19 protein-coding genes are annotated in these 18794 nt (G+C 59.7%); 7 read left to right on the top strand and 12 right to left on the bottom strand.

All coding sequences use genetic code 11. From position 1 onward, the window contains the following. Positions 1 to 2 precede the first annotated feature (2 nt). Both L0Y14_RS16405 and L0Y14_RS13095 read right to left on the bottom strand, forming a co-directional pair. Positions 3 to 671 carry a sulfur globule family protein gene (locus tag L0Y14_RS16405; RefSeq protein ID WP_039960692.1) on the bottom strand — a complete coding sequence of 223 codons (669 nt, stop codon included), beginning with the start codon at positions 669 to 671 and terminating at the stop codon, positions 3 to 5. Between the two features lie 86 nt (positions 672 to 757). Further along, positions 758 to 1087 (bottom strand): sulfur globule family protein, encoded by a 330-nt coding sequence (locus tag L0Y14_RS13095; RefSeq protein ID WP_006474843.1) that lies wholly within the window; start codon positions 1085 to 1087, stop codon positions 758 to 760. 154 nt (positions 1088 to 1241) lie between these two features. Between L0Y14_RS13095 and pyrC the strand changes: the two genes are divergently transcribed. Next, positions 1242 to 2276, top strand: a complete 1035-nt coding sequence (pyrC, locus tag L0Y14_RS13100; RefSeq protein ID WP_006474844.1) for a dihydroorotase — start codon at positions 1242 to 1244, stop codon at positions 2274 to 2276. A gap of 3 nt (positions 2277 to 2279) precedes the next feature. On the opposite strand, the gene L0Y14_RS13105 is transcribed toward pyrC, so the two are convergent. Next, complete coding sequence (locus tag L0Y14_RS13105; RefSeq protein WP_005965902.1) at positions 2280 to 3044, bottom strand: MlaA family lipoprotein; 765 nt, start codon at positions 3042 to 3044, stop codon at positions 2280 to 2282. A gap of 115 nt (positions 3045 to 3159) precedes the next feature. On the opposite strand from L0Y14_RS13105, the gene rnt reads away from it, so the two are divergent. Continuing rightward, the gene (gene rnt, locus L0Y14_RS13110) at positions 3160 to 3843 is read left to right on the top strand and encodes a ribonuclease T (RefSeq protein WP_005965904.1); all 684 of its coding nucleotides are present in this window, start codon (positions 3160 to 3162) and stop codon (positions 3841 to 3843) included. A gap of 57 nt (positions 3844 to 3900) precedes the next feature. On the opposite strand, the gene grxD is transcribed toward rnt, so the two are convergent. The 3 genes from grxD to L0Y14_RS13125 all read right to left on the bottom strand — a co-directional run bounded on the left by grxD (position 3901) and on the right by L0Y14_RS13125 (position 7881). Beyond that, the gene (gene grxD / locus L0Y14_RS13115; protein ID WP_005965905.1) at positions 3901 to 4242 is read right to left on the bottom strand and encodes a Grx4 family monothiol glutaredoxin; all 342 of its coding nucleotides are present in this window, start codon (positions 4240 to 4242) and stop codon (positions 3901 to 3903) included. A 304-nt stretch (positions 4243 to 4546) separates the two neighbouring features. Then, positions 4547 to 6322, bottom strand: a complete 1776-nt coding sequence (locus tag L0Y14_RS13120) for an N-acetylglutaminylglutamine amidotransferase (protein ID WP_006474845.1) — start codon at positions 6320 to 6322, stop codon at positions 4547 to 4549. Between the two features lie 11 nt (positions 6323 to 6333). Further along, complete coding sequence (locus tag L0Y14_RS13125) at positions 6334 to 7881, bottom strand: hydantoinase B/oxoprolinase family protein (RefSeq protein ID WP_006474846.1); 1548 nt, start codon at positions 7879 to 7881, stop codon at positions 6334 to 6336. Between the two features lie 160 nt (positions 7882 to 8041). Here L0Y14_RS13125 and L0Y14_RS13130 point away from each other — a divergent pair, with 160 nt between their 5' ends. Beyond that, positions 8042 to 8623 (top strand): superoxide dismutase, encoded by a 582-nt coding sequence (locus L0Y14_RS13130; RefSeq protein WP_005965908.1) that lies wholly within the window; start codon positions 8042 to 8044, stop codon positions 8621 to 8623. Between the two features lie 97 nt (positions 8624 to 8720). Here L0Y14_RS13130 and L0Y14_RS13135 read toward each other — a convergent pair whose 3' ends face one another. Genes L0Y14_RS13135 through L0Y14_RS13150 form a run of 4 tightly spaced genes read right to left on the bottom strand, consistent with a single transcriptional unit; the run spans position 8721 to position 11872 of the window. Beyond that, the gene (locus L0Y14_RS13135) at positions 8721 to 9524 is read right to left on the bottom strand and encodes a hypothetical protein (protein ID WP_006474847.1); all 804 of its coding nucleotides are present in this window, start codon (positions 9522 to 9524) and stop codon (positions 8721 to 8723) included. Positions 9525 to 9580: 56 nt separating this feature from the next. Next, the gene (locus L0Y14_RS13140; RefSeq protein WP_005965910.1) at positions 9581 to 10570 is read right to left on the bottom strand and encodes a TIGR00266 family protein; all 990 of its coding nucleotides are present in this window, start codon (positions 10568 to 10570) and stop codon (positions 9581 to 9583) included. A gap of 20 nt (positions 10571 to 10590) precedes the next feature. Further along, positions 10591 to 11259, bottom strand: coding sequence for a tellurite resistance TerB family protein (locus tag L0Y14_RS13145; RefSeq protein WP_251859208.1), 669 nt, complete (start codon positions 11257 to 11259; stop codon positions 10591 to 10593). 46 nt (positions 11260 to 11305) lie between these two features. Continuing rightward, positions 11306 to 11872 (bottom strand): DUF3592 domain-containing protein, encoded by a 567-nt coding sequence (locus L0Y14_RS13150; RefSeq protein ID WP_006475748.1) that lies wholly within the window; start codon positions 11870 to 11872, stop codon positions 11306 to 11308. 147 nt (positions 11873 to 12019) lie between these two features. Here L0Y14_RS13150 and L0Y14_RS13155 point away from each other — a divergent pair, with 147 nt between their 5' ends. Beyond that, the gene (locus tag L0Y14_RS13155) at positions 12020 to 13924 is read left to right on the top strand and encodes a thrombospondin type 3 repeat-containing protein (RefSeq protein WP_006475747.1); all 1905 of its coding nucleotides are present in this window, start codon (positions 12020 to 12022) and stop codon (positions 13922 to 13924) included. Between the two features lie 49 nt (positions 13925 to 13973). Here the strand turns inward: L0Y14_RS13155 and L0Y14_RS13160 are convergent, their stop codons facing one another. Continuing rightward, positions 13974 to 15104, bottom strand: coding sequence for a methyl-accepting chemotaxis protein (locus tag L0Y14_RS13160; protein ID WP_240991746.1), 1131 nt, complete (start codon positions 15102 to 15104; stop codon positions 13974 to 13976). A gap of 88 nt (positions 15105 to 15192) precedes the next feature. Next, positions 15193 to 15648: a CopD family protein gene (locus L0Y14_RS13165; RefSeq protein WP_005965131.1), complete on the bottom strand. Its 456-nt coding sequence runs from the start codon at positions 15646 to 15648 to the stop codon at positions 15193 to 15195. Between the two features lie 202 nt (positions 15649 to 15850). Between L0Y14_RS13165 and L0Y14_RS13170 the strand changes: the two genes are divergently transcribed. From L0Y14_RS13170 to L0Y14_RS13180, 3 genes are all read left to right on the top strand, one after another. Next, on the top strand, positions 15851 to 17020 hold the full coding sequence (locus L0Y14_RS13170) for an aspartate aminotransferase family protein (protein WP_006475745.1): 1170 nt from the start codon (positions 15851 to 15853) through the stop codon (positions 17018 to 17020). Positions 17021 to 17042: 22 nt separating this feature from the next. Further along, on the top strand, positions 17043 to 17966 hold the full coding sequence (gene argF, locus L0Y14_RS13175; RefSeq protein ID WP_005965127.1) for an ornithine carbamoyltransferase: 924 nt from the start codon (positions 17043 to 17045) through the stop codon (positions 17964 to 17966). A 111-nt stretch (positions 17967 to 18077) separates the two neighbouring features. Then, on the top strand, positions 18078 to 18755 hold the full coding sequence (locus L0Y14_RS13180; protein ID WP_006475744.1) for a TIGR04211 family SH3 domain-containing protein: 678 nt from the start codon (positions 18078 to 18080) through the stop codon (positions 18753 to 18755). Positions 18756 to 18794: the final 39 nt, after the last annotated feature.

Consider the following 18794-nt stretch of genomic DNA (forward strand, 5'->3'; position numbering starts at 1 on the left):
GTTTAGATGTCCTTGTGCGGTGCGAAGGCCGGGCGCTCAAAAGGCTTGCGCTCCATAGCAACCTTGCGACGCTCTTCCATCTGCTTGCGAGCTTCGGCGCGGCGCGCCTCCATCTCTTTCATAGATGCTTCACGGCGAGCCTTGGACTCTTCCATGCGCTTGGCAACGTCAGCAGGCATGGCGCGGTTGGCGGGAGCAAAGTTGGCGAAGCGCTGTTCCATCTGCTTGCGCTCTGCTGCCATACGCTCCTGCATGGCCTTCCTCTCCTGCTCCATGGACGCAAAAGGATCAACATTCTGGAAGTTCTTGGCGTACTCACGCTGGGCGGCAATCGCCTGCTCGAAGGCCTTGCGCTGTTGCTCAGCGAAGGTCTTCTGCTGTTCGGTCAGGGCAGCCTGCTGCTCAGCGGTCGGAGCAACCGGCGCTGCATAGGGGGCACCGTAGTAGGGGTAACCGTAAGGGCCGTAGTAGTCATTGTAACGGTTGTAGCCGTAGCCATTGCCGCGACCCTGGCCACGCATGCTGAAGTTCATGTCGAAAGCACCATCAGCAAAACCGTCACCAAGGAAGTCATTCGCCCAGTTGTTGCCGTTGTTGCCCCACCAGGCACTTGCGGAAGCAGAAGCAGCAGCCAGTGCAACGGCAGCAGCGATAGTAGAAACCTTTTTCATGTCACTCACCCGGAAAATCTTTTGAAAACCACGCTTAGTCTTTTCAGCACGTCCCTGTGCTGTCAATCATCCTGATTCGTTCCTACTTATTTAGCAGGAGCAGCCGGAGCCTGAGGGGCAACCGGAGCACCGTAAGGAGCGCCATAGGGAGCACCGTAAGGAGCGCCATAAGGAGCACCGTAGCCGTAAGGACCGTAACCGTAGTAGTCGTTGTAACGGTTGTAGCCGCTACCATAACCGTTGCCACGACCACGAGCGCTCATGTTGAAATCGAAAGCGCCGTCGCCGAAACCATCGCCCATCCAGTTGTTGTCATTCCAACCACGGTTGCCCCAGGGACCGCCCCACCAAGCAGAAGCAGAAGCAGAAGCAACAACCAGAGCTGCAGCAGCAGCGGCTTTAACGATTTTGTTCATTGTTAACTCTCCAATAGATACAATGTGTCTTTAGCAGCGTTGTTGAAAGCAGATACAGCGTAGCCTTCGAGCGAAAGAATATTAGTATTTACTTAATCTAACAAATTTATTCTGCTTATCTATAGATAATATTATTTTATAAGAATTGCGTTCTATGAAGATAACCATCCACCGTCCCGACGACTGGCACCTCCATCTGCGTGATGACGCGGCGATGACCTCTGTCCTGGCCCATTCGGCCAAACAGTTTGCCCGTGCCATCATCATGCCTAACCTCAAACTGCCAGTAGCCAATACCGATACCGCTCAGGCCTACCGACAACGAATCCTCTCCGCCCTGCCAGAGGGGAGCCATTTCGAGCCTCTGATGACACTCTATATGACCGATAACCTCGGTCCCGATGAGGTCGCCCGCGCCAAGACCTCCGGTTTTGTGCATGCGGTAAAGCTCTATCCGGCCGGCGCCACTACCAATTCGGACGCCGGTGTCACCAATATCGAACGTATCTATCCCACTCTGGAGGCAATGCAGCAGCACGATCTGCCGCTGCTGATTCATGGCGAGGCAACCCACCCGGAGGTCGACACCTTCGACCGTGAAGCCGTCTTTCTCGATCAACAGTTGGCGCCGCTTGTGGAGAGGTTCCCTGAGCTACGCCTAGTACTCGAGCACATCACAACCCAGGAGGGCGTGGAGTTTGTTAAACAGGCTTCCGGACGGGTTGCGGGTACCATCACCGCCCACCACCTGCTCTACAATCGCACGGCGATCTTCACTGGCGGCATTCGTCCTCACCTCTACTGCCTGCCGATCCTTAAAAGGGAGAGACACCGACAGGCACTGGTCGATGCTGCCACCAGCGGCGATCCACGCTTCTTTCTGGGTACCGACAGCGCTCCCCATCCGGTTCACGCCAAAGAGTGCGCCTGCGGCTGCGCCGGTTGCTACACCGCCCACGCCGCCATCGAACTCTATGCAGAGGCCTTCGACCGCGCCGGCGCGCTGGACAAGCTGGAGGGGTTTGCCAGCCACTTCGGGCCGGACTTTTACGGACTGCCAAGGAACAGAGACAGCATCACGCTGGAGAAAAGCGCCTGGGATGTACCGACCAGTTACGCCTTTGGCAGTGACCGGGTAATCCCGCTGCGTGCCGGGGAGAAGATTGAATGGCGAATCGTCAGTGATTAACCGCTATGGAGTCTGATTAAGATCTTCATCGAAGAACTCATCGAACAGGTCGTCCTCCAACGGAGGATCGCCATCAAAGATATCGTAGCGGCGTTTCTGTAGATAGGACTCTCGCACAAAGACATAGCGGTCCAGCGCCGCCTCATCCACTGCTTCGACCGTTTCCAGCAGGTCTGCCCTGATGTCGATCAGCTTGACCACCAACAAGCTCCAACGCAGCCCTTCCTGCGTGAAGTAGAGCGGATTGATAAACAGATCCACCACTCGCCCTGCAGCATCCCGCACCGTACTCGGCCCAAGGATCGGAATGACAAAATAAGCGGACTCCTCGTAACCCCAATGACCAAGCGTCTGGCCGAAATCCTCCCGATAGCGCTGCAGCCCCATATCGCTGGCCACATCGAAGAAACCGAGCAGACCAATGGTGGTGTTGACGCAGAACCGCCCCACATCAGAGGCCGCCTGTTTGGGTTTCGCCTGCAGCAGATTATTGGCAGCTGAATTGACGTCGGTCAGATTCTCGAAGAAGTTGGTGAAACCCCGATCAAACGGATCGGGCAACACCCGACGGTACCCTTTGGCCACCGGCTTGCCGATAGCCTCATCAAAGTCCCTATTGAAACGATCGCTGCCACGATTGAACGATTCAAGTGGATCGGACGGATGAGCCTGTTCAGCAGGCACACTGGCACAACCGGAGATCATCCCCAGGCAGACCAGCACCAACACACTCACAGCGCCACTCTGCAAAAAAAAGCGACTCATCATAACGGCACCCTATCTCCCTCAGCATACCCGGCATCCTGTAGAACTTTCATAAGAACTACCTTAACCAACCCCAGTGTAGGTCGTAAATCCACCGCAGTTTCATTATCCTTGGCAGATGAACGAACCGATATACAACCCCATCATCGCCGACCGCTTCCGCGGCTACCTGCCGATTGTGGTCGACGTGGAGACCGGCGGCTTTGACGCCAAGCAGGATGCCCTGCTGGAGATCGCCGCAACCACCCTCCTGCTCGACGAGGCCGGCCTGTTACAACTGGGTGAGACCCATGCCTGCCATGTCGAACCCTTTCCCAATTCCAATATCGACCCCAAGGCGCTCGCCTTTAACGGCATCGATCCGTACCACCCGTTTCGCGATGCACTACCGGAGCGGGAGGCACTAAAAAAGATCTTTGAGCCAATTCGCAAGGCAGTGAAGGCGAGCGGCTGCAAGCGTGCCATTCTGGTCGGGCACAATGCCTTTTTTGACTTAGGTTTTATCAATGCCGCAGTGGAACGCAGCAACTACAAACGCAATCCGTTCCACCCTTTCAGTACCTTTGACACGGTCAGCCTGGCCGGTCTCGCCTACGGACAGACGGTGCTGGCACGGGCTGCCCAGTGCGCCGGGCTGGAGTGGGACAGCAACGAGGCCCACTCCGCGATCTACGATACCGAACAGACCGCGCGCCTATTCTGCACCATCGTCAACCGCTGGCAGGAGCTGAGCCCCGCCAACCCCTGGGATCAGCCAATGCAAAAAAGCGAGGCCCCATTGCAGACCAACAACAGAGCCTGACAGGAAGAGAGACAGAGAAGCGGCAGGCAGAGGTGAGCGCCTGCCGCAGAGAATCGACTATTCGGACTTGCCGGCAGCCTCCGACTTCGCCACGGCCTTCTCCATCATGGTTTTCAGCTCGCCGCTAGCTTGCAGTTCCAGGGTGATATCGCAGCCGCCCACCAGTTCACCATCCACATAGATCTGGGGGAAGGTCGGCCAATCCGCGTAGCGTGGCAGGTTCTCAAAAATCTCCTGATCGGCCAGCACATTGACGTAGGAGAAAGGCGCGCCGCATGCCTTCAGCGCCTCCGCCGCACGGGAGGAGAAGCCGCACATGGGGAACTGGGGGGTGCCTTTCATGTAGATGACAACCGGATTGCCTTCCACCTGTTCACGAATTCGATCCAACACGTCCATCGGAATACCTCGGTAATGAGTTCAGTGACCGGCACTAGATGGTGGCAGACTGCCGCTTTTCAAGCGCCGCAATGATGCGCGGCAGTTTACCCCGCCAGACAGGGGAAGAACATCGTGTCTTTGTAGGGACTTGGCGAGGCTATTACTAGGTCCATTTGATTGCCGACATTTAAACATGGCACATGTATAGGGCAGGCTGCGCCCGACATCATCCATGATTTCAATATATGACAGACAGCGGCCACAGGCCGCCCTATATCTATGATTAACCGCCGATAGATCCTGCTTTGGCCGGATTAATAACCTACACGCCCTGCCGCTGCAGCCACAGCTCAAACACCGCCAGCTGCCAGATTTTGCTGCCCCAGAGGCGAGTGTGGTGCATCTGCGGCGCCGCCAGCAGCATCTCAACATATTTTCGCTGGAACAGACCGCGCTCACACGCCACCGATGAATCAAGGATATCGCGCACAAACGTCAGAAACTCTCCCCGCACATACTTCAGCGCCGGCAGCGGGAAATAGCCCTTGGGACGATCGATGACAGAGTCGGGCAACCGCCCCCGGGCAACCGCCTTGAGCGGATACTTGCCAGCCTCACGCAGCTTCAGCTCCGCCGGGCAGGCCGCCATCAGCTCCAGCAGTTGCTGATCAAGAAACGGCACCCGCGCCTCCAGCCCCCAGGCCATGGTCATGTTGTCGACCCGCTTCAGTGGATCATCGACCAGCAGCATAGTCTGATCCATGCGCAGCACCGCCTGCATAAAGTCCTCATCAGCGACGTCTTGTAGATAGTCGCCAATCAGCGCCCGGCTGTGGTCGGCCCCGGCCAGCCGCGGAGTGATCAGGCGCAGGTACTCCCCATGATCCCGATCGAAATAGTGGCGGGCAAAACGCGCCACTGGATCACCATGACTATCCGCCAACATCCGCGGGTACCATGCATAGCCGCCGAATACCTCGTCTGCCCCCTGCCCCGACTGCACCACCTTGAACTGTTTGGCAACCTGCTCCGCCAGCAGGTAGAAGGCCACAGCATCCTGGCCGAACATCGGCTCCGCCATCTGCTCCACTGCCTCCGGCAGACGCCGCAGCACCTCGGCATCAGAGACCAGAAACCGCTGATGGCGGGTGGCGCAGTGCTCCGCCACCGCATCGGAATACTCGAACTCGTTACCCTGCTCCTCCGGCTGATCCTCAAAGCCGATAGTAAAGGTATGCAGATCGCTGACCCCCGCCTCCCCCAGCAACGCTACCAACAGACTCGAATCGAGGCCACCGGAGAGCAACACTGCCACCGGCACATCAGCCACCTGGCTGCGTCGGCGCACCGCCTGGCGCAGCGCCACCTCGATCACCTCCAGCCACTCGCCCTCACTGCGTGGCACGGCCGGACGATCCACAGGATAGGACCAATAGGCGTACTGCGGACCGGCGCCCGCCTCGCTCACCCGCATCACGTGGCCCGGCGCCAGCTTGCGGATGCCGTTGAAGATGGTGTGTGGCGCCGGCACCACCCCATGCAAGGTGAACTGATAGTGCAGCGCCAGTGGATCGATGGAGGTGTCGACGCCACCTGCCACCAGCAGTGCCTGGGTATTGGAGGCGAAACGCAGACCGCGTTGATCGAGCGTATAGTAGAATGGTTTGATGCCGAGCCGGTCGCGCACCAGAGTCAGCCGGCGCTGCTGCTGATCCCAAATGGCGAAGGCGAACATCCCCTCCAGCCGCTCAACACTGGCCTCGCCCCAGGCGTGCCACGCCTTGAGGATCACCTCCGTATCGCCAGTAGAGAAGAAGCAGTAACCCTTGGCGATCAGCGTCTCGCGCAGCGCCCGATAATTGTAGATGGCGCCGTTGAAGACCAGCACCAGCCCGAGCTGCGGATCGAACATCGGCTGGTTGGCCTGCTCGGAGAGGTCGATAATGGCGAGGCGGCGATGCCCAAAGGCGAGCGGACCGTCACTGAAGCGACCGGCGTGGTCAGGACCGCGACGCACCAGTCGGACGCTCATGCGCTGGATCACGGCCAGCTCCGCCGACTCACCATCAAAGCGCAATTCGCCGCAGATACCACACATCGCCGGTCGGCCTACTCGTCGGAACTGGGAGTGCCCCAGCCCCCGCCGCCGGGGGTCTCTATGATGAGACGCTGCCCCGCCTCCAGTTTCAGACTGACCTTGCCCGACAGTTCCTCCCCATCCAGCAGATTGCGCCCTGCCGCCCCAGCACCACCGCCATCGGCACCCCAAGGCCCACGTCGGCGTCGCTCAGTGAGCAGTGAGACCTGGACCGGGGCGAGGAATTCGAACTCCCGCCGCAGTCCGTCACCACCGCCATACCGTCCTGCACCACCGGAACCACGACGCAGCTCATAACGTCGGATGCGCAGTGGAAAGCGGCCCTCCACCACCTCGATGGGGGTGTTGAGAGTGTTGGTCATATGCGTCTGCACCCCACTCTGACCAGGGCTCCGGCAACCCGCTCCCATGCCACCGCCGATGGTCTCGTAGTAGTCCCAACGGCGGCCCGGCGTATCGCTGCCCATCGCCAGGTTGTTCATGCTGCCGTGGCTGGCGGCCGGGATCAGCTCCGGCACCACCTGGGCCAGCGCCCCCAGCACCACATCCACCACCCGGGTGCTGGTCTCCACATTACCCGCCGCCACCGCCGCCGGGCGCTGCGCATTGAGCAGACAACCCACCGGGGCGTTGAGACTGATCGGCCGGAAGGTGCCGGCGCAGGCGGGGGTCTGAGGCGGCATCAAGCAGCGGAAGGCGTAGAAGACTGCCGCCGCGGCCACCGAGAGCGGCGCGTTGATGTTACCGGCCACCTGCCCGGCGGTACCGTTGAAATCAACCGTCACCCGCCCGCCACGCATCGTCAGACAGACCCGGATCGGGATATCGAGGCTACCCTGACCATCATCGTCCATCAGATCTTCAAAGCGGTAGGCGCCGTCGGGCAGCGCGGCGATAGCATTCAGCGCCAGCTTCTCGGCATAATCGTTGAGCGCCTGCAGGCCGCTCAGGAAGCCCGCCCGCCCCCACTCGTCGATCATCAGACTCAGTCGCTCCACACCGCTGCGGTTGGCGCTGATCTGGGCGGCAAAATCGCCGGCCGACTCCTGCGGGTTCCGGTTCTCCTCGACCAAGCTGCGGTAGAGTCGCTGATTCAGCTCACCGCCGCGCAGCAGATAATCGGGGGGGATCACCCGCCCCTCCTGTTCCAGAGAGCTGGAGAGCGGCATCGAACCTGGGGATTCGGCGCCGATATCCGCATGATGAGCGCGGTTCACCACAAAAGCAGTCAGCTCACCGTCGGCAAAGAGCGGCGCGATCAGGGTCACATCCGGCAGATGGGTGCCGCCAAGATAGGGGTCGTTGAGGACTACCATATCGCCAGCCTGCCACTCCAGACTCGAGACGATTCCGGCCATCGCAAAGGCCATGCTACCGAGGTGGACCGGGATGTGGGCCGCCTGGGCGCAGAGCTCCCCCTGAGCGTCGAACACCGCACAGGAGTAGTCGAGACGGTCGCGGATGTTGGGCGAAAAGGCGGCATTACGCAGCACCGCCCCCATCTCATCGCAGACCGCCTCCAGACGCGAGGCGAAGATATTCAGTTCAACCGGGTCCATCGACGTTCCCATATTTCCATTTAGAATCAGTACAAAAATAACCTTGCCAGACTCAACCCCTCTGGCTAGAATGGCCAAGCATTTTACTAGGTTTTACCAGTGGTGCGGCACAGATCGACCCCACCACGACTCTCAATAAGATCCAAGGAGTACCTGACTGATGGCACACGAACTGCCTGCGCTTCCCTTTGCAATCGACGCCCTTGAGCCTGTGATCTCCCAAGAGACCCTGGAGTTCCACCACGGCAAGCACCACAACACCTACGTCACCAACCTCAACAATCTGATCCCGGGCACCGAGTTCGAAAACGCCTCCCTGGAAGAGATCATCATGAAGTCCGAGGGCGGCGTGTTCAACAATGCCGCTCAGGTCTGGAACCACACCTTCTACTGGAACTGCCTGCGTTCGCCCGGCGATGAGAACGCCCCGACTGGCGCCCTGGCCGACGCAATCAACAGCACCTTCGGCTCCTTCGACGAATTCAAACAGAAGTTCGCCACCTCCGGCGCCACCAACTTCGGCTCCGGCTGGACCTGGCTGGTGCAGAACGAAGACGGCAGCCTGGAGATCTACAACACCTCCAACGCCGGCACCCCGATGACTGCCGGCAAGAAGGCCCTGCTCACCGCCGACGTCTGGGAGCACGCCTACTACATCGACTACCGCAACGCCCGCCCCGCCTACCTGGATGCGTTCTGGAAACTGGTCAACTGGGACTTCGTTGCCAGCAACATGGGCTGATCGACAGCGATCTGAGCTGTGAAGAAGGCCTCCTCACCTCGGTGGGGAGGCCTTTTTTATGGGTGATGATGACGAGCTGCGCTTCACAAAATCCACCCTATTGGGCTAAGGCAGCAACAGCATCCCCATCGATATCTTGCAACCGCGCAAGCTGCTCTCCTCGTCCTGCCAGATCCTTGAGCGCCTGCTTGTAGACCGGGCGCAGTGATTTTTTCAGGTGGCGGCTGACATCTTTGGCCGGGATCTCTTTCAGCACAGCAAAGATTGCCAGGGCGTAGGTTGTCTCTTCCTCTGAAAGAAAGGCGCTGCGACCTGGGGCGCCACCGCCGCAGCTGCCACAACTGCTGCCTTTGAAGGCGTAGACGCTGTTGGCAAACATCAGCCCAAACCCCATAAACACCGCCAACAGTTCTGTGAGATGGGGCCACTGCTCCGGCCCGCCCGGCGGGGGCTCTTCAGCGGTGGTGCCAAGATAGTGGGCCAGGGTGTGGGCGAAGCTGGCGATCAGCGCCTCCGGATTGCTGACCTGATTCGGCTGGTAGAGGACGATGAGTTTTTGATCCTCCGCCACCGTCGTGAGCGGAATACCCCGGGAGCCTCTGATTGCACCGGCCAGACGCAGGCTGGGCGTTTCCAGTGTCATACAGGCCTGCTGATCCAGCAGCCGACAGGGCCAGTGGGCCATGCCAGCATAGGCCTTGACCTGCTCGAAGATCAGCTCTGCCATGCCGTGCAGGCTGTTTTCACGACCCGGAAAGTGTTCATTGGAGGGCACCACCAGGATGCTCTCCTGATGGAAGACCCGCGCATCAAAGTTTCTCAGCGCCCAAGCATAGGCATCAAACAGCCACTCTGCTGAGGGCTCATCGATAGGCGGGGTTGATTTCAACAGGCCAAACATCACATCGGTTTCCTAATGTTCTTGCGACAGGGCAGAACCGACCGGCAAGCGCCGGATCAATTATCCCCCATCAGCAGATCACCCAATCCACCCAACGCGGAACCTTCACCTTGGTCTCGCCCGCCACCTTGGGGCGCGGCCTCCAGCATCCGGCCAGCCAAGCGCGAGAATGGCAGCGACTGCAGCCAGACTTTGCCAGGCCCCTGCAGGTTGGCGAAGAAGAGGCCTTCGCCGCCAAACAGGGCGGTCTTCACGCCGCCCGCCTGCTGCAGATCGAACTGCACCGAGTCCTGCATCCCCACCAGGCAGCCGGTGTCCACATGCAGCTGTTCACCGGGGGCCAGCTCACGCTCCAGCAGGGTGCCGCCGGCCTGGACGAAGACCAGCCCGTCGCCCTCCAGTTTCTGCATGATAAAACCCTCGCCACCGAACAGTCCGGTGAGGATCTTCTTCTGGAAGTGGATGCCAATGGAGACTCCCTTGGCGGCACACAGGAAGCTGTCCTTCTGGCAGATCAGCCGGCCACCCATGTCGGCCAGGGAGATCGGGATGATGGTGCCGGGAAAGGGCGCGGCGAAAGCGACCTTCGCCTTGCCCGAACCATTGTGGGTGAAGACCGTGGTGAACAGGCTCTCGCCGGTGAGCAGACGCTTGCCCGCCCCCAACAGCTTGTCCATGAAGCCACCGCCATCGCTGCCGGAGCCGTCGCCAAACAGGGTGGTCATGCCGATGCTAGCGTCCTTGTACATCATCGCCCCCGCCTCGGCCACCGCGCTCTCGCCGGGATCGAGCTCGACCTCGACAAACTGGCTCTCGTGGCCGTGGATCTGATAGTCAATCTCGTCCGCCTTACCCGGCACTAGCGCGGAACCTGCCGGCGGCTGGCCGCTCATCAGCTCTGGGATCTGGTTGATCGGCAGCCACTCCGCCATGCCCTGACGCCAGGCGTGGCCGTTGGGATCGGCCTGGGCGCGGGCGGCGGCCTGCGCGAAATCCATCGGCCCTATCTGCTGGCCGTTATAGCTGAGATACCACTCTTGAGACATCCTGATACTCCTTCTGTCGTTTAGATTGCAGGCGCCAGCGGCGGCACACCCAGTGCCGCATGCACCGCATTGATCGCATCATCTGTCAGCCCCAGCCGACCAGCCAGGGCGCGCAGATAGACGACCTCCTGCGGGGTATCGAGCTGAATCGCCAGCAGCGATGCCGAATAGATCTGCTGGGCACTGTCAGCGGAGTCGCTCCAGCCAGCCAGCTGTGCAGCGCTCACCGGGTTGTCGATCTCGTGCTCCATGAAGGCCCGTTCTTCCGGGTCGAGACCGCTCTGCTCAAGCCTGCCGAAGATACGCTGGCGTTCATCGGCATCTACCTCGCCATCGGCATGGGCGGCGGCGATCATGGCGCGGATCAACACCACCGCCAGGCTTGGCTGGCTCTCATCGGCAGCGGCCGGCGGAGCAGCGGGCGGAGGCGGCGGAGCAGCTGTGGTGGGGGCCACACCAGGCGGAGGGGGTGGCGGCGCAGCGGCCTGCCCAGGCGGGGGCGGCGGGGCTTGGGTCGTGCCGGGTTGGGCCGACGCCTGCCCGGCACCACTCTGGCTGGTAAAATGTTCATAGGCGGCCATCGCGACTCCCAGCACCCCCATCCCCACCGAAGGGATGGCGGACTTTCCGCTGTCACCACCGAGCACACCGCCCAGCAGTCCGCCCAACATCTTCTCTGCATCAAACATGGTTTGCTCTCCTTCCTTTCTGTTCAGACCAGGCAGCTCAGTCGCTTCAGCCTTTGGGTGGCGGTGGCGGCGTTGCTCTCTGCTTCCACCGCTGCAGCAGCGCACCAACGATGACGCCTCCCACCAGCAGCAGTTTGAGCAGCATGCCAACGCTGATCAACACCCCAATGGTAAAAAATGTCAGACCGATAAAGTAGGGCAGATAGCTATCCAGGGTGGTGCCGGGCTCGAGCACCGACTCTTCCGGTGATTGCGGATTGTAGTGGACCTCGATCGGCTGCTGCGGCTGGTAACGATTGAGTACCCGCTTCGCCTCAGCGGCGCTGCTTGAGCTGGGGCCACCATCAAAGCGGATGCGCGAACCCCGGTAGTGCGCCCCCGCCACTTGGTAGCTGTAGTCGATCTGGGCTCGATAGAGGCGATTGCCGTCACTGTCACGCGCCTGCTGCAGTTCCGCGATCTCGATCCGACCTGCAACCTGCGGCCAATTGACGCTTGCCTCGGCCTTATCGAGGATCGGCTTGCCCCACTCAAAGGCGGCAAAATAGCCCGCCAAGGCGCAAATGACGCCGAACACCAGGGTGCCAATCACTCCAGCACGTTGTGTAGCCATCACTTCTCCATCGTTTGGCATAGAAATCGTCAACAATTGTGACGTTTCCTGCCATCACCAAGCATCCACCACCTCCACCTTGCAGGTCGGGCGCCCCTTACTGCAGAATCCGCCACACCGTCATCTGCCAAACGCTGGGATAGTATCATGGCTTCCATTCGCACCTTTATCTCTCTCTTCGGCCTGCTGGCAAGCGGCTTGCTCGCCTCCAGCGCCTATGCCGAGGTTACTTCCGAGAACATTATCTACCTGCAGACCGATGGCAGAAGCTCGCTGTTTCATCGCGCCCTGCGGGGGGATGCCTCAAAGCTCCTCTTTCACGTCACCAAATCGCTGGAGCTGAACGACTTCTACTACATCTACCCCAACAAGCGCGACTGGGATGGCACCTCAAACCCGGCTGTCAACACCCTGGCCTTCAACCAGGGGGAGTATGTGGTGGTCTATCCTGAGCAGTTGAGCGACCAGCTCAGCCTTTCTGACGATGGCATCTACACCTTCACCACCCGCGAGGAGAAACGTGCCGACGGCCACTTCGGCATGTGGTACAAGCCCGGTGATTTCGACAACTTCGTCTACGCCTGGGTGCTGCCCAAAGGCATCGAGCTGATCTCCTATGAAAGCAATCGCGACGGCGAGTGGGTGAAGCGGGAGAACACCATCACCTACTACGGCCACCAGGTGAATGATCTGGTCTTCACCATCCGCTACCGGCTCAGCGACAGCGACCAGGACGGCATTGTCGACAACCTGGACCACTGCCCCAAAACCGCCTCGGGCATCCTGGTCAACAATCTCGGTTGCGCCCTCGACACCGATGGCGACGGCATTGACGACAGCCACGACAAGTGCCGCAATACGCCTGAGGGCGCGGTGGTGGACACCGACGGCTGCCGCCTCGACAACGATGGCGATCTGATCCCGGACGCACTCGACCGCTGCCCGGCCACCCCCCAGGGCGCGCAAGTGAAGCCGAACGGTTGTGAGGTGGACAGCGACAATGACGGCGTGGTCAACAGCCAGGACGACTGCCCAGCCACCCCGAGCGAGCTCAGCGTCGATCTCAGAGGTTGCGAGACCGATCGGGATCAGGATCAGGTGGTGGATCATCTCGATCAGTGCCCCAACACCCCTGCCAGCGCCCGGGTCGACAGCCACGGCTGCGAAACAGACCAGGATGGGGACAGCGTGATCGACCGCCTCGATCAATGCCCGAACACGGCCGCCGGCAGAGAGGTCACCCCCGACGGCTGTGAACGCATATTGCCGCCCCAGGTGCCGATCGTGATCGACACCGACAAGGATGGCGTGGCCGACGAGTCTGACCAGTGTCCGGGCACCGGCGCGGGTTTTATGGTCGACAATAGAGGTTGCGAGCTGGATCAGGATAGTGACGGAGTTATCGACCGACTTGATCAGTGTCCGGGTACTCCCACCGAGGCCAGGGTCGATAACAAAGGCTGCGAGACTGATCTGGATGGTGATCAGGTGGTCGATCGGCTCGATCAATGCCCCAACACACCGGCCGGCAAAGAGGTCAGCCGCGACGGCTGTGAGATCGTTGTAGCGAACTGCCCCGAAGTTGCAGAGCCGATCACTCCCATCCCAGCATCGACTCTCGACAGTGATCAGGATGGCATCTTCGATGACGCCGATCTCTGCCCCAACACGGCGGCAGGCAAGGAGGTGGACACCACCGGCTGCAGTCCGGCCGAGGTCATCACCCTGCACGGCGTCAACTTCAAGACCGATTCAGACCAGCTCACCCAGGGTTCGGTCTCCATCCTGGATAAGGTGGCCAGAACCCTGATTCACCATCAGGGGCTTCGATTGATGGTGGCGGGACACACCGACAGCCGCGGCGATGCGGCATACAACAAAGACCTCTCCCACCGTCGCGCTATCACTGTGATGCACTATCTCAGCGACAATGGGGTCGCCGCTGAGCGCCTCTCGGCGGAAGGGTTTGGTGAAGAACAGCCGATCTCCGACAACGAATCCCTCGAGGGACAAACCATGAACCGCCGCGCGGAACTGATCCGCATGAACTGAGACGACGCGACGCCGATTTGTGTCGGCGTCGCCCGTTCACATCAGCCACTCATCCTTGATGGTGACACAACAGCTCGGGCATGTTTTCACCGGACTTTGCCAGATGCTCCAGGCTATCCAACACATCAAGGCTGGCCTGTTCCATCTGCTGCATCGCCTCGACGCATCGATCAAAATCCTGTGCATGGAAAGCGTTGACCGCCATCTTGCCTGCCTCATGCACCAAAATGTGAGGTCTCTCGATCTCCTTGTAACCATCCAACTTGGAGAAGCAGCTGACCCCCTCGCCCTGGTAGTACCAGTGCCCCAGACGGCAATCCGTATGACTGGAGAACGCCTCTGCCGGCTTCTCTAGCTGCCCCATCAGCACCATGTAGACCTGAACCTTGAAGACCAGATGGTCAATCTTCGCCACCTCAACAAAGCTGCGCAGCGATCCGGAAGAGACCGCCTGCTCCATCTGCCGCGAGAGGCCGATAATGCTATTCATGCCATCGACCAAGGTGCCGCCGATCTGCGCCAGTTTCTGTGACTCATTGGCGATCTGGCGCATGCGCTTCTCCACATCCGATGAGCTGCTCTGAATCTGGCTCACCTCACTGGCGATCTCTTTGGTGGCCTCACCGGTCTTGTGCGACAGATTGCGCACCTCATCGGCAACCACCGCAAAACCACGCCCTTGATCCCCCGCCCGCGCCGCCTCGATCGCCGCATTCAACGCTAACAGATTGGTCTGCTCGGAGATTCCATTGATCAGGCCGACAATATTGCCGATGGCATCGGTGCGGCTATTCAGCTGCTCCATGTAGGAGACTGCATCACTCAACTCGCTGGAGATTGAACTGAGGTTATCAGCCATCTTCGAGGATTTATGCCGCGCCACCTCCGATTCAGTGGAAGAGACCACCGCCGTCTCCTTCTCACTGCTGAGCAGTTTGGCCATGCCCCCCATTGTCTCCTGCATCAGGTCGAGGCTCTTGCCAAAGTGCTCAAAGCTGGCAAAGATGCTGGTCGCCAGCATCTGCTGCTGTTTAAGGCGCTGCACCTCTGCCTGGTAGTGGTCACGCTCCTGCTGCAGGGTATGCTGTTGTTCCGACAACTCGGCAAGCTGCTGTTCTAGCGCTTCAATCCGCTGTTCAGCATCGCCCAATGCACGTTTTGTTTTGCCACATAGGAACATCGCACCCCCCCTTAGACACCAAAAGCAGATCCCCAAACAAGCAATCGACAGTCAGGGGGAAAACATGAGGTTTCTGCCGTGTGGCCGATTAAAAACCGCTGTATTTACCCATCACCGCCAACACGGTGACCAGCAGGCCCAATATCAGATTGATACCGATCAGACGGCGGATCAGCGCCATCGCCGCCCCCGCTTTGGGTAACTCCCCCGCCGAAAGCGCCTGCCCCATCAACTGGTAGGGGCGCGCATAGATAAAGATGAAGATCACCGCCATCAGGGTACCGAGCAGCGTCATCGCCCAAACTGAGGTCTTCGCCTCACCATTAAAGGGCACAAACAGCAGCCAGAAGCCGCTCGCGAGAATCGATAACACAGCGCCCCACACCCAGGGGAAAAAACCATCGAAGACCTGCTTCATCAACGGCAACCGCTGGGGTGGTTCAAGTAGTGCATTGGCCGCCGGACGCAGCGCCATATGGGCAAAGAACATACCGCCTACCCAGACAATCACAGCAAGCAGATGGAGTGTCAGCGCAAGGAACATGGGTATCTCCTAATCAAATGATGAAAAAGCTGAACCTGCGGTGCATTCTGCCCAATGCGGCAGATAAATCTACACTGCCAGATGTGAGTTTGCGCCAAGCGACACACATAGGTAAACTAATCGGTTTTCCGGCCAAACAGCGGCGGATGTTGGTGAGAATGGCGTCCATCAGGATGCCTTTTTTATTTTACAGGATGGATTCATGGCTGACTCATTGATGGCAACCTACGCACGGCTACCGGTAACCTTCGAGCGGGGCGAAGGCGCCTGGCTGTGGGATACTGATGGCCGGCGCTATCTGGACGCGGTGAGCGGCATCGCTGTCTGCAATCTTGGCCACGCCCACCCGGCAGTGCGTCAGGCCCTGTGCGAACAGGCGGGCGAACTGATCCACACCTCGAACCTCTACGGCATCCAGCAGCAGCAGCGGCTGGGTGACCTGCTCACCCAGCTCTCTGGCATGCAGCGGGTATTCTTCGCCAACTCCGGCGCCGAAGCCAACGAGGCCGCGATCAAGATCGCCCGGCTTCACGGCCATAACAGAGGCATCACCACACCACAGATCATCGTCGCCGAAGGCAGCTTCCACGGTCGCACCCTGGCAACTCTCTCCGCCACCGGCAACCGCAAGGTGCAGGCGGGTTTTGAACCACTGGTGCAGGGCTTCATCCGGGTCCCGTTTGGCGACGCCGCGGCAATCGCCCAAGTCGCCGCCAACAACCAGGACGTAGTGGCAGTTCTGCTGGAACCGGTACAGGGCGAAGGCGGCGTGAATATCCCCGCCTCCGACTACCTCAACCAAGTACGCGAGATCTGCGACCAGCAGGGCTGGCTGATGATGCTCGACGAGATCCAGACCGGCATGGGCCGCACCGGCAAACTGTTCGCGCATCAGCACAACGGCATCCTGCCCGACGTAATGACTCTCGCCAAAGGCCTCGGCAACGGCGTACCGATCGGTGCCTGCCTGGCACAGGGGGTGGCTGCCGAGGTTCTCGGGCCGGGCACCCACGGCTCCACCTTCGGCGGCAACCCGCTCGCCTGCCGGGTGGCATGCTGCGTGGTGGAGACAATGCAAGCGGAAGCGATCCCAGAACGCGCCGCAGCTCTCAGCGAGCGCATGCTCGCCGCTTTCAAGCAACAGCTGGACGACCTCGATGGCGTAGTGGATATCCGCGCTGTCGGCCTGCTGCTGGGCATCGAGCTCGATCGGCCCTGTGGCGAACTGGTCAGCAAGGCCCTGCAACAGGGACTGCTGATCAACGTCGCGGCCGAGCGCGTGATCCGGCTGATCCCACCGCTGATCATCAGCGATGCGGAGGCGGACCAGATCATCTCAGGCGTTAGTGCACTGATTCACGATTTTCTCTGAGCACTCCCTTGAGGAAGCAGACATGAACGATACTCAACCCAGGCACTTCCTCTCCCTGCTTGATCTCAGCAGTCAGGAGCTGACCGACCTGATCGACCGCGCCATCGAGCTCAAACGCATGACCCATGCCAGCGAGATCCATGCTCCGTTAAAACAAAAAAACCTGGGCATGGTGTTTGAGAAATCCTCCACCCGCACCCGCATCTCGTTTGAGGTCGGTATGACCCAGCTCGGTGGACACGCACTGTTCCTCTCGCCCCGCGATACTCAACTGGGGCGTGGCGAACCAATCGAGGACAGCGCGCGGGTGATGTCTCGTATGGTCGATATCATCATGATCCGCACCTTCGAGCAGGAGAAACTTGAGCGTTTTGCCGAATACTCTCAGGTACCGGTAATCAATGCGCTCACTGATCTCTATCACCCCTGCCAGCTGCTCGCGGATATGCAGACCTATGTGGAGCATCGCGGCTCGATCCAAGGCAAAACCGTGGCCTGGATCGGCGACGGCAATAATATGTGCCACTCCTACATCAACGCGGCGCGCCAGTTCGATTTCCAGCTCAGCATCGCCTGCCCGGAAGGCTATGACCCTGACAATCAGATCCTTACCGCAGCGGGCGATCGTTGCCGAGTGACTCGCGATCCGATGGCTGCTGCCAAAGCAGCCGACCTGGTCGTCACCGACGTCTGGGCCAGCATGGGTCAGGAGGAGGAACAGCAGCAGCGGGAAAAAGCCTTCTCCGATTTCAAGGTTGATGAGGCGATGATGGCCATCGCAAATCCGGACGCACTATTCATGCACTGCCTGCCGGCCCATCGCGGCGAAGAGGTCAGCGCTGCAGTCATCGATGCTCCCGACAGCGTCGTCTGGGATGAAGCAGAGAACCGTCTTCACTCACAAAAGGCGTTACTCGAATTCCTACTACTTAGCAAGCAAAAATAGCCACCTTTTTAGCGACCCGAAACAGAAAAACGTGGGAATGATCAGAAATTCTTCTGAGAAAAACTGCGACAATACGTCTCTTTCAGGACCACCACTTAACGGAATACTGTGATGCGGCTCCCCTTCCAATTAAGCATTGCTCTGCTTCTGCTGGCCCTCCCCCTGCTGGCCCAGGCAAAGCCTGCCTATATCACCGACACTTTTAAGGTGACCATGCGTTCCGGCGAAAGCTCAACCCATCGCATTCTGCGCATGCTGAATAGTGGTGATCAGGTCGATCTGCTCTCTACCGACTCAGAGAGCGGTTACTCCAAAATCCGCACCGCCAGCGGCTTGGAAGGATATGTACTGAGTCGCCAGCTGATGAACCAGCCGAGCGCCCGCAACCAGCTCAAGACCTTGCAGCAACGTGTTCATGAGCTCGAATCCGCCCCCGCTGAATTGAGCGGCAAACTCGCCCGGTTGCAGCAGCAGCACGACAGCCTGCAGCAGGAACACAAGGCCCTGCAACAGACCAAAAATCAGCTCAATCAGGAGCTGCAGAGCATCCAGCGCACTGCCTCAAACGCCATCCGCATCTCCAACGAACGCAACGACCTACGCAAGCAGGTTGCTGACCTGACCCGCAATGTCGCCGACCTGAGGCAGCAGAACCGGGATCTCAGCAACGAGTCGAACCGCGACTGGTTTCTTATCGGCGCAGCCGTCGTGATTGCTGGAATTCTGATCGGCCTGCTGCTGCCCCACCTCCGCTTCCAGCGCCGTCGCAACAACTGGGGCGCGCTTTAAACAGAGCCACGGGCAGCAGGTTAGCCGGTCGCCAGCAAA

The organism is Candidatus Endoriftia persephonae (assembly GCF_023733635.1).
Lineage (GTDB): Bacteria > Pseudomonadota > Gammaproteobacteria > Chromatiales > Chromatiaceae > Endoriftia > Endoriftia persephonae.

What these genes read in the sequence shown, in the direction of transcription:
- L0Y14_RS16405 (WP_039960692.1), bottom strand. Translation starts at nt 671, where the DNA reads ATGAAAAAGGTTTCTACTATCGCTGCTGCCGTTGCACTGGCTGCTGCT.
- L0Y14_RS13095 (WP_006474843.1), bottom strand. Translation starts at nt 1,087, where the DNA reads ATGAACAAAATCGTTAAAGCCGCTGCTGCTGCAGCTCTGGTTGTTGCT.
- pyrC (WP_006474844.1), top strand. Translation starts at nt 1,242, where the DNA reads ATGAAGATAACCATCCACCGTCCCGACGACTGGCACCTCCATCTGCGT.
- L0Y14_RS13105 (WP_005965902.1), bottom strand. Translation starts at nt 3,044, where the DNA reads ATGATGAGTCGCTTTTTTTTGCAGAGTGGCGCTGTGAGTGTGTTGGTG.
- rnt (WP_005965904.1), top strand. Translation starts at nt 3,160, where the DNA reads ATGAACGAACCGATATACAACCCCATCATCGCCGACCGCTTCCGCGGC.
- grxD (WP_005965905.1), bottom strand. Translation starts at nt 4,242, where the DNA reads ATGGACGTGTTGGATCGAATTCGTGAACAGGTGGAAGGCAATCCGGTT.
- L0Y14_RS13120 (WP_006474845.1), bottom strand. Translation starts at nt 6,322, where the DNA reads ATGTGTGGTATCTGCGGCGAATTGCGCTTTGATGGTGAGTCGGCGGAG.
- L0Y14_RS13125 (WP_006474846.1), bottom strand. Translation starts at nt 7,881, where the DNA reads ATGGACCCGGTTGAACTGAATATCTTCGCCTCGCGTCTGGAGGCGGTC.
- L0Y14_RS13130 (WP_005965908.1), top strand. Translation starts at nt 8,042, where the DNA reads ATGGCACACGAACTGCCTGCGCTTCCCTTTGCAATCGACGCCCTTGAG.
- L0Y14_RS13135 (WP_006474847.1), bottom strand. Translation starts at nt 9,524, where the DNA reads ATGTTTGGCCTGTTGAAATCAACCCCGCCTATCGATGAGCCCTCAGCA.
- L0Y14_RS13140 (WP_005965910.1), bottom strand. Translation starts at nt 10,570, where the DNA reads ATGTCTCAAGAGTGGTATCTCAGCTATAACGGCCAGCAGATAGGGCCG.
- L0Y14_RS13145 (WP_251859208.1), bottom strand. Translation starts at nt 11,259, where the DNA reads ATGTTTGATGCAGAGAAGATGTTGGGCGGACTGCTGGGCGGTGTGCTC.
- L0Y14_RS13150 (WP_006475748.1), bottom strand. Translation starts at nt 11,872, where the DNA reads ATGGCTACACAACGTGCTGGAGTGATTGGCACCCTGGTGTTCGGCGTC.
- L0Y14_RS13155 (WP_006475747.1), top strand. Translation starts at nt 12,020, where the DNA reads ATGGCTTCCATTCGCACCTTTATCTCTCTCTTCGGCCTGCTGGCAAGC.
- L0Y14_RS13160 (WP_240991746.1), bottom strand. Translation starts at nt 15,104, where the DNA reads ATGTTCCTATGTGGCAAAACAAAACGTGCATTGGGCGATGCTGAACAG.
- L0Y14_RS13165 (WP_005965131.1), bottom strand. Translation starts at nt 15,648, where the DNA reads ATGTTCCTTGCGCTGACACTCCATCTGCTTGCTGTGATTGTCTGGGTA.
- L0Y14_RS13170 (WP_006475745.1), top strand. Translation starts at nt 15,851, where the DNA reads ATGGCTGACTCATTGATGGCAACCTACGCACGGCTACCGGTAACCTTC.
- argF (WP_005965127.1), top strand. Translation starts at nt 17,043, where the DNA reads ATGAACGATACTCAACCCAGGCACTTCCTCTCCCTGCTTGATCTCAGC.
- L0Y14_RS13180 (WP_006475744.1), top strand. Translation starts at nt 18,078, where the DNA reads ATGCGGCTCCCCTTCCAATTAAGCATTGCTCTGCTTCTGCTGGCCCTC.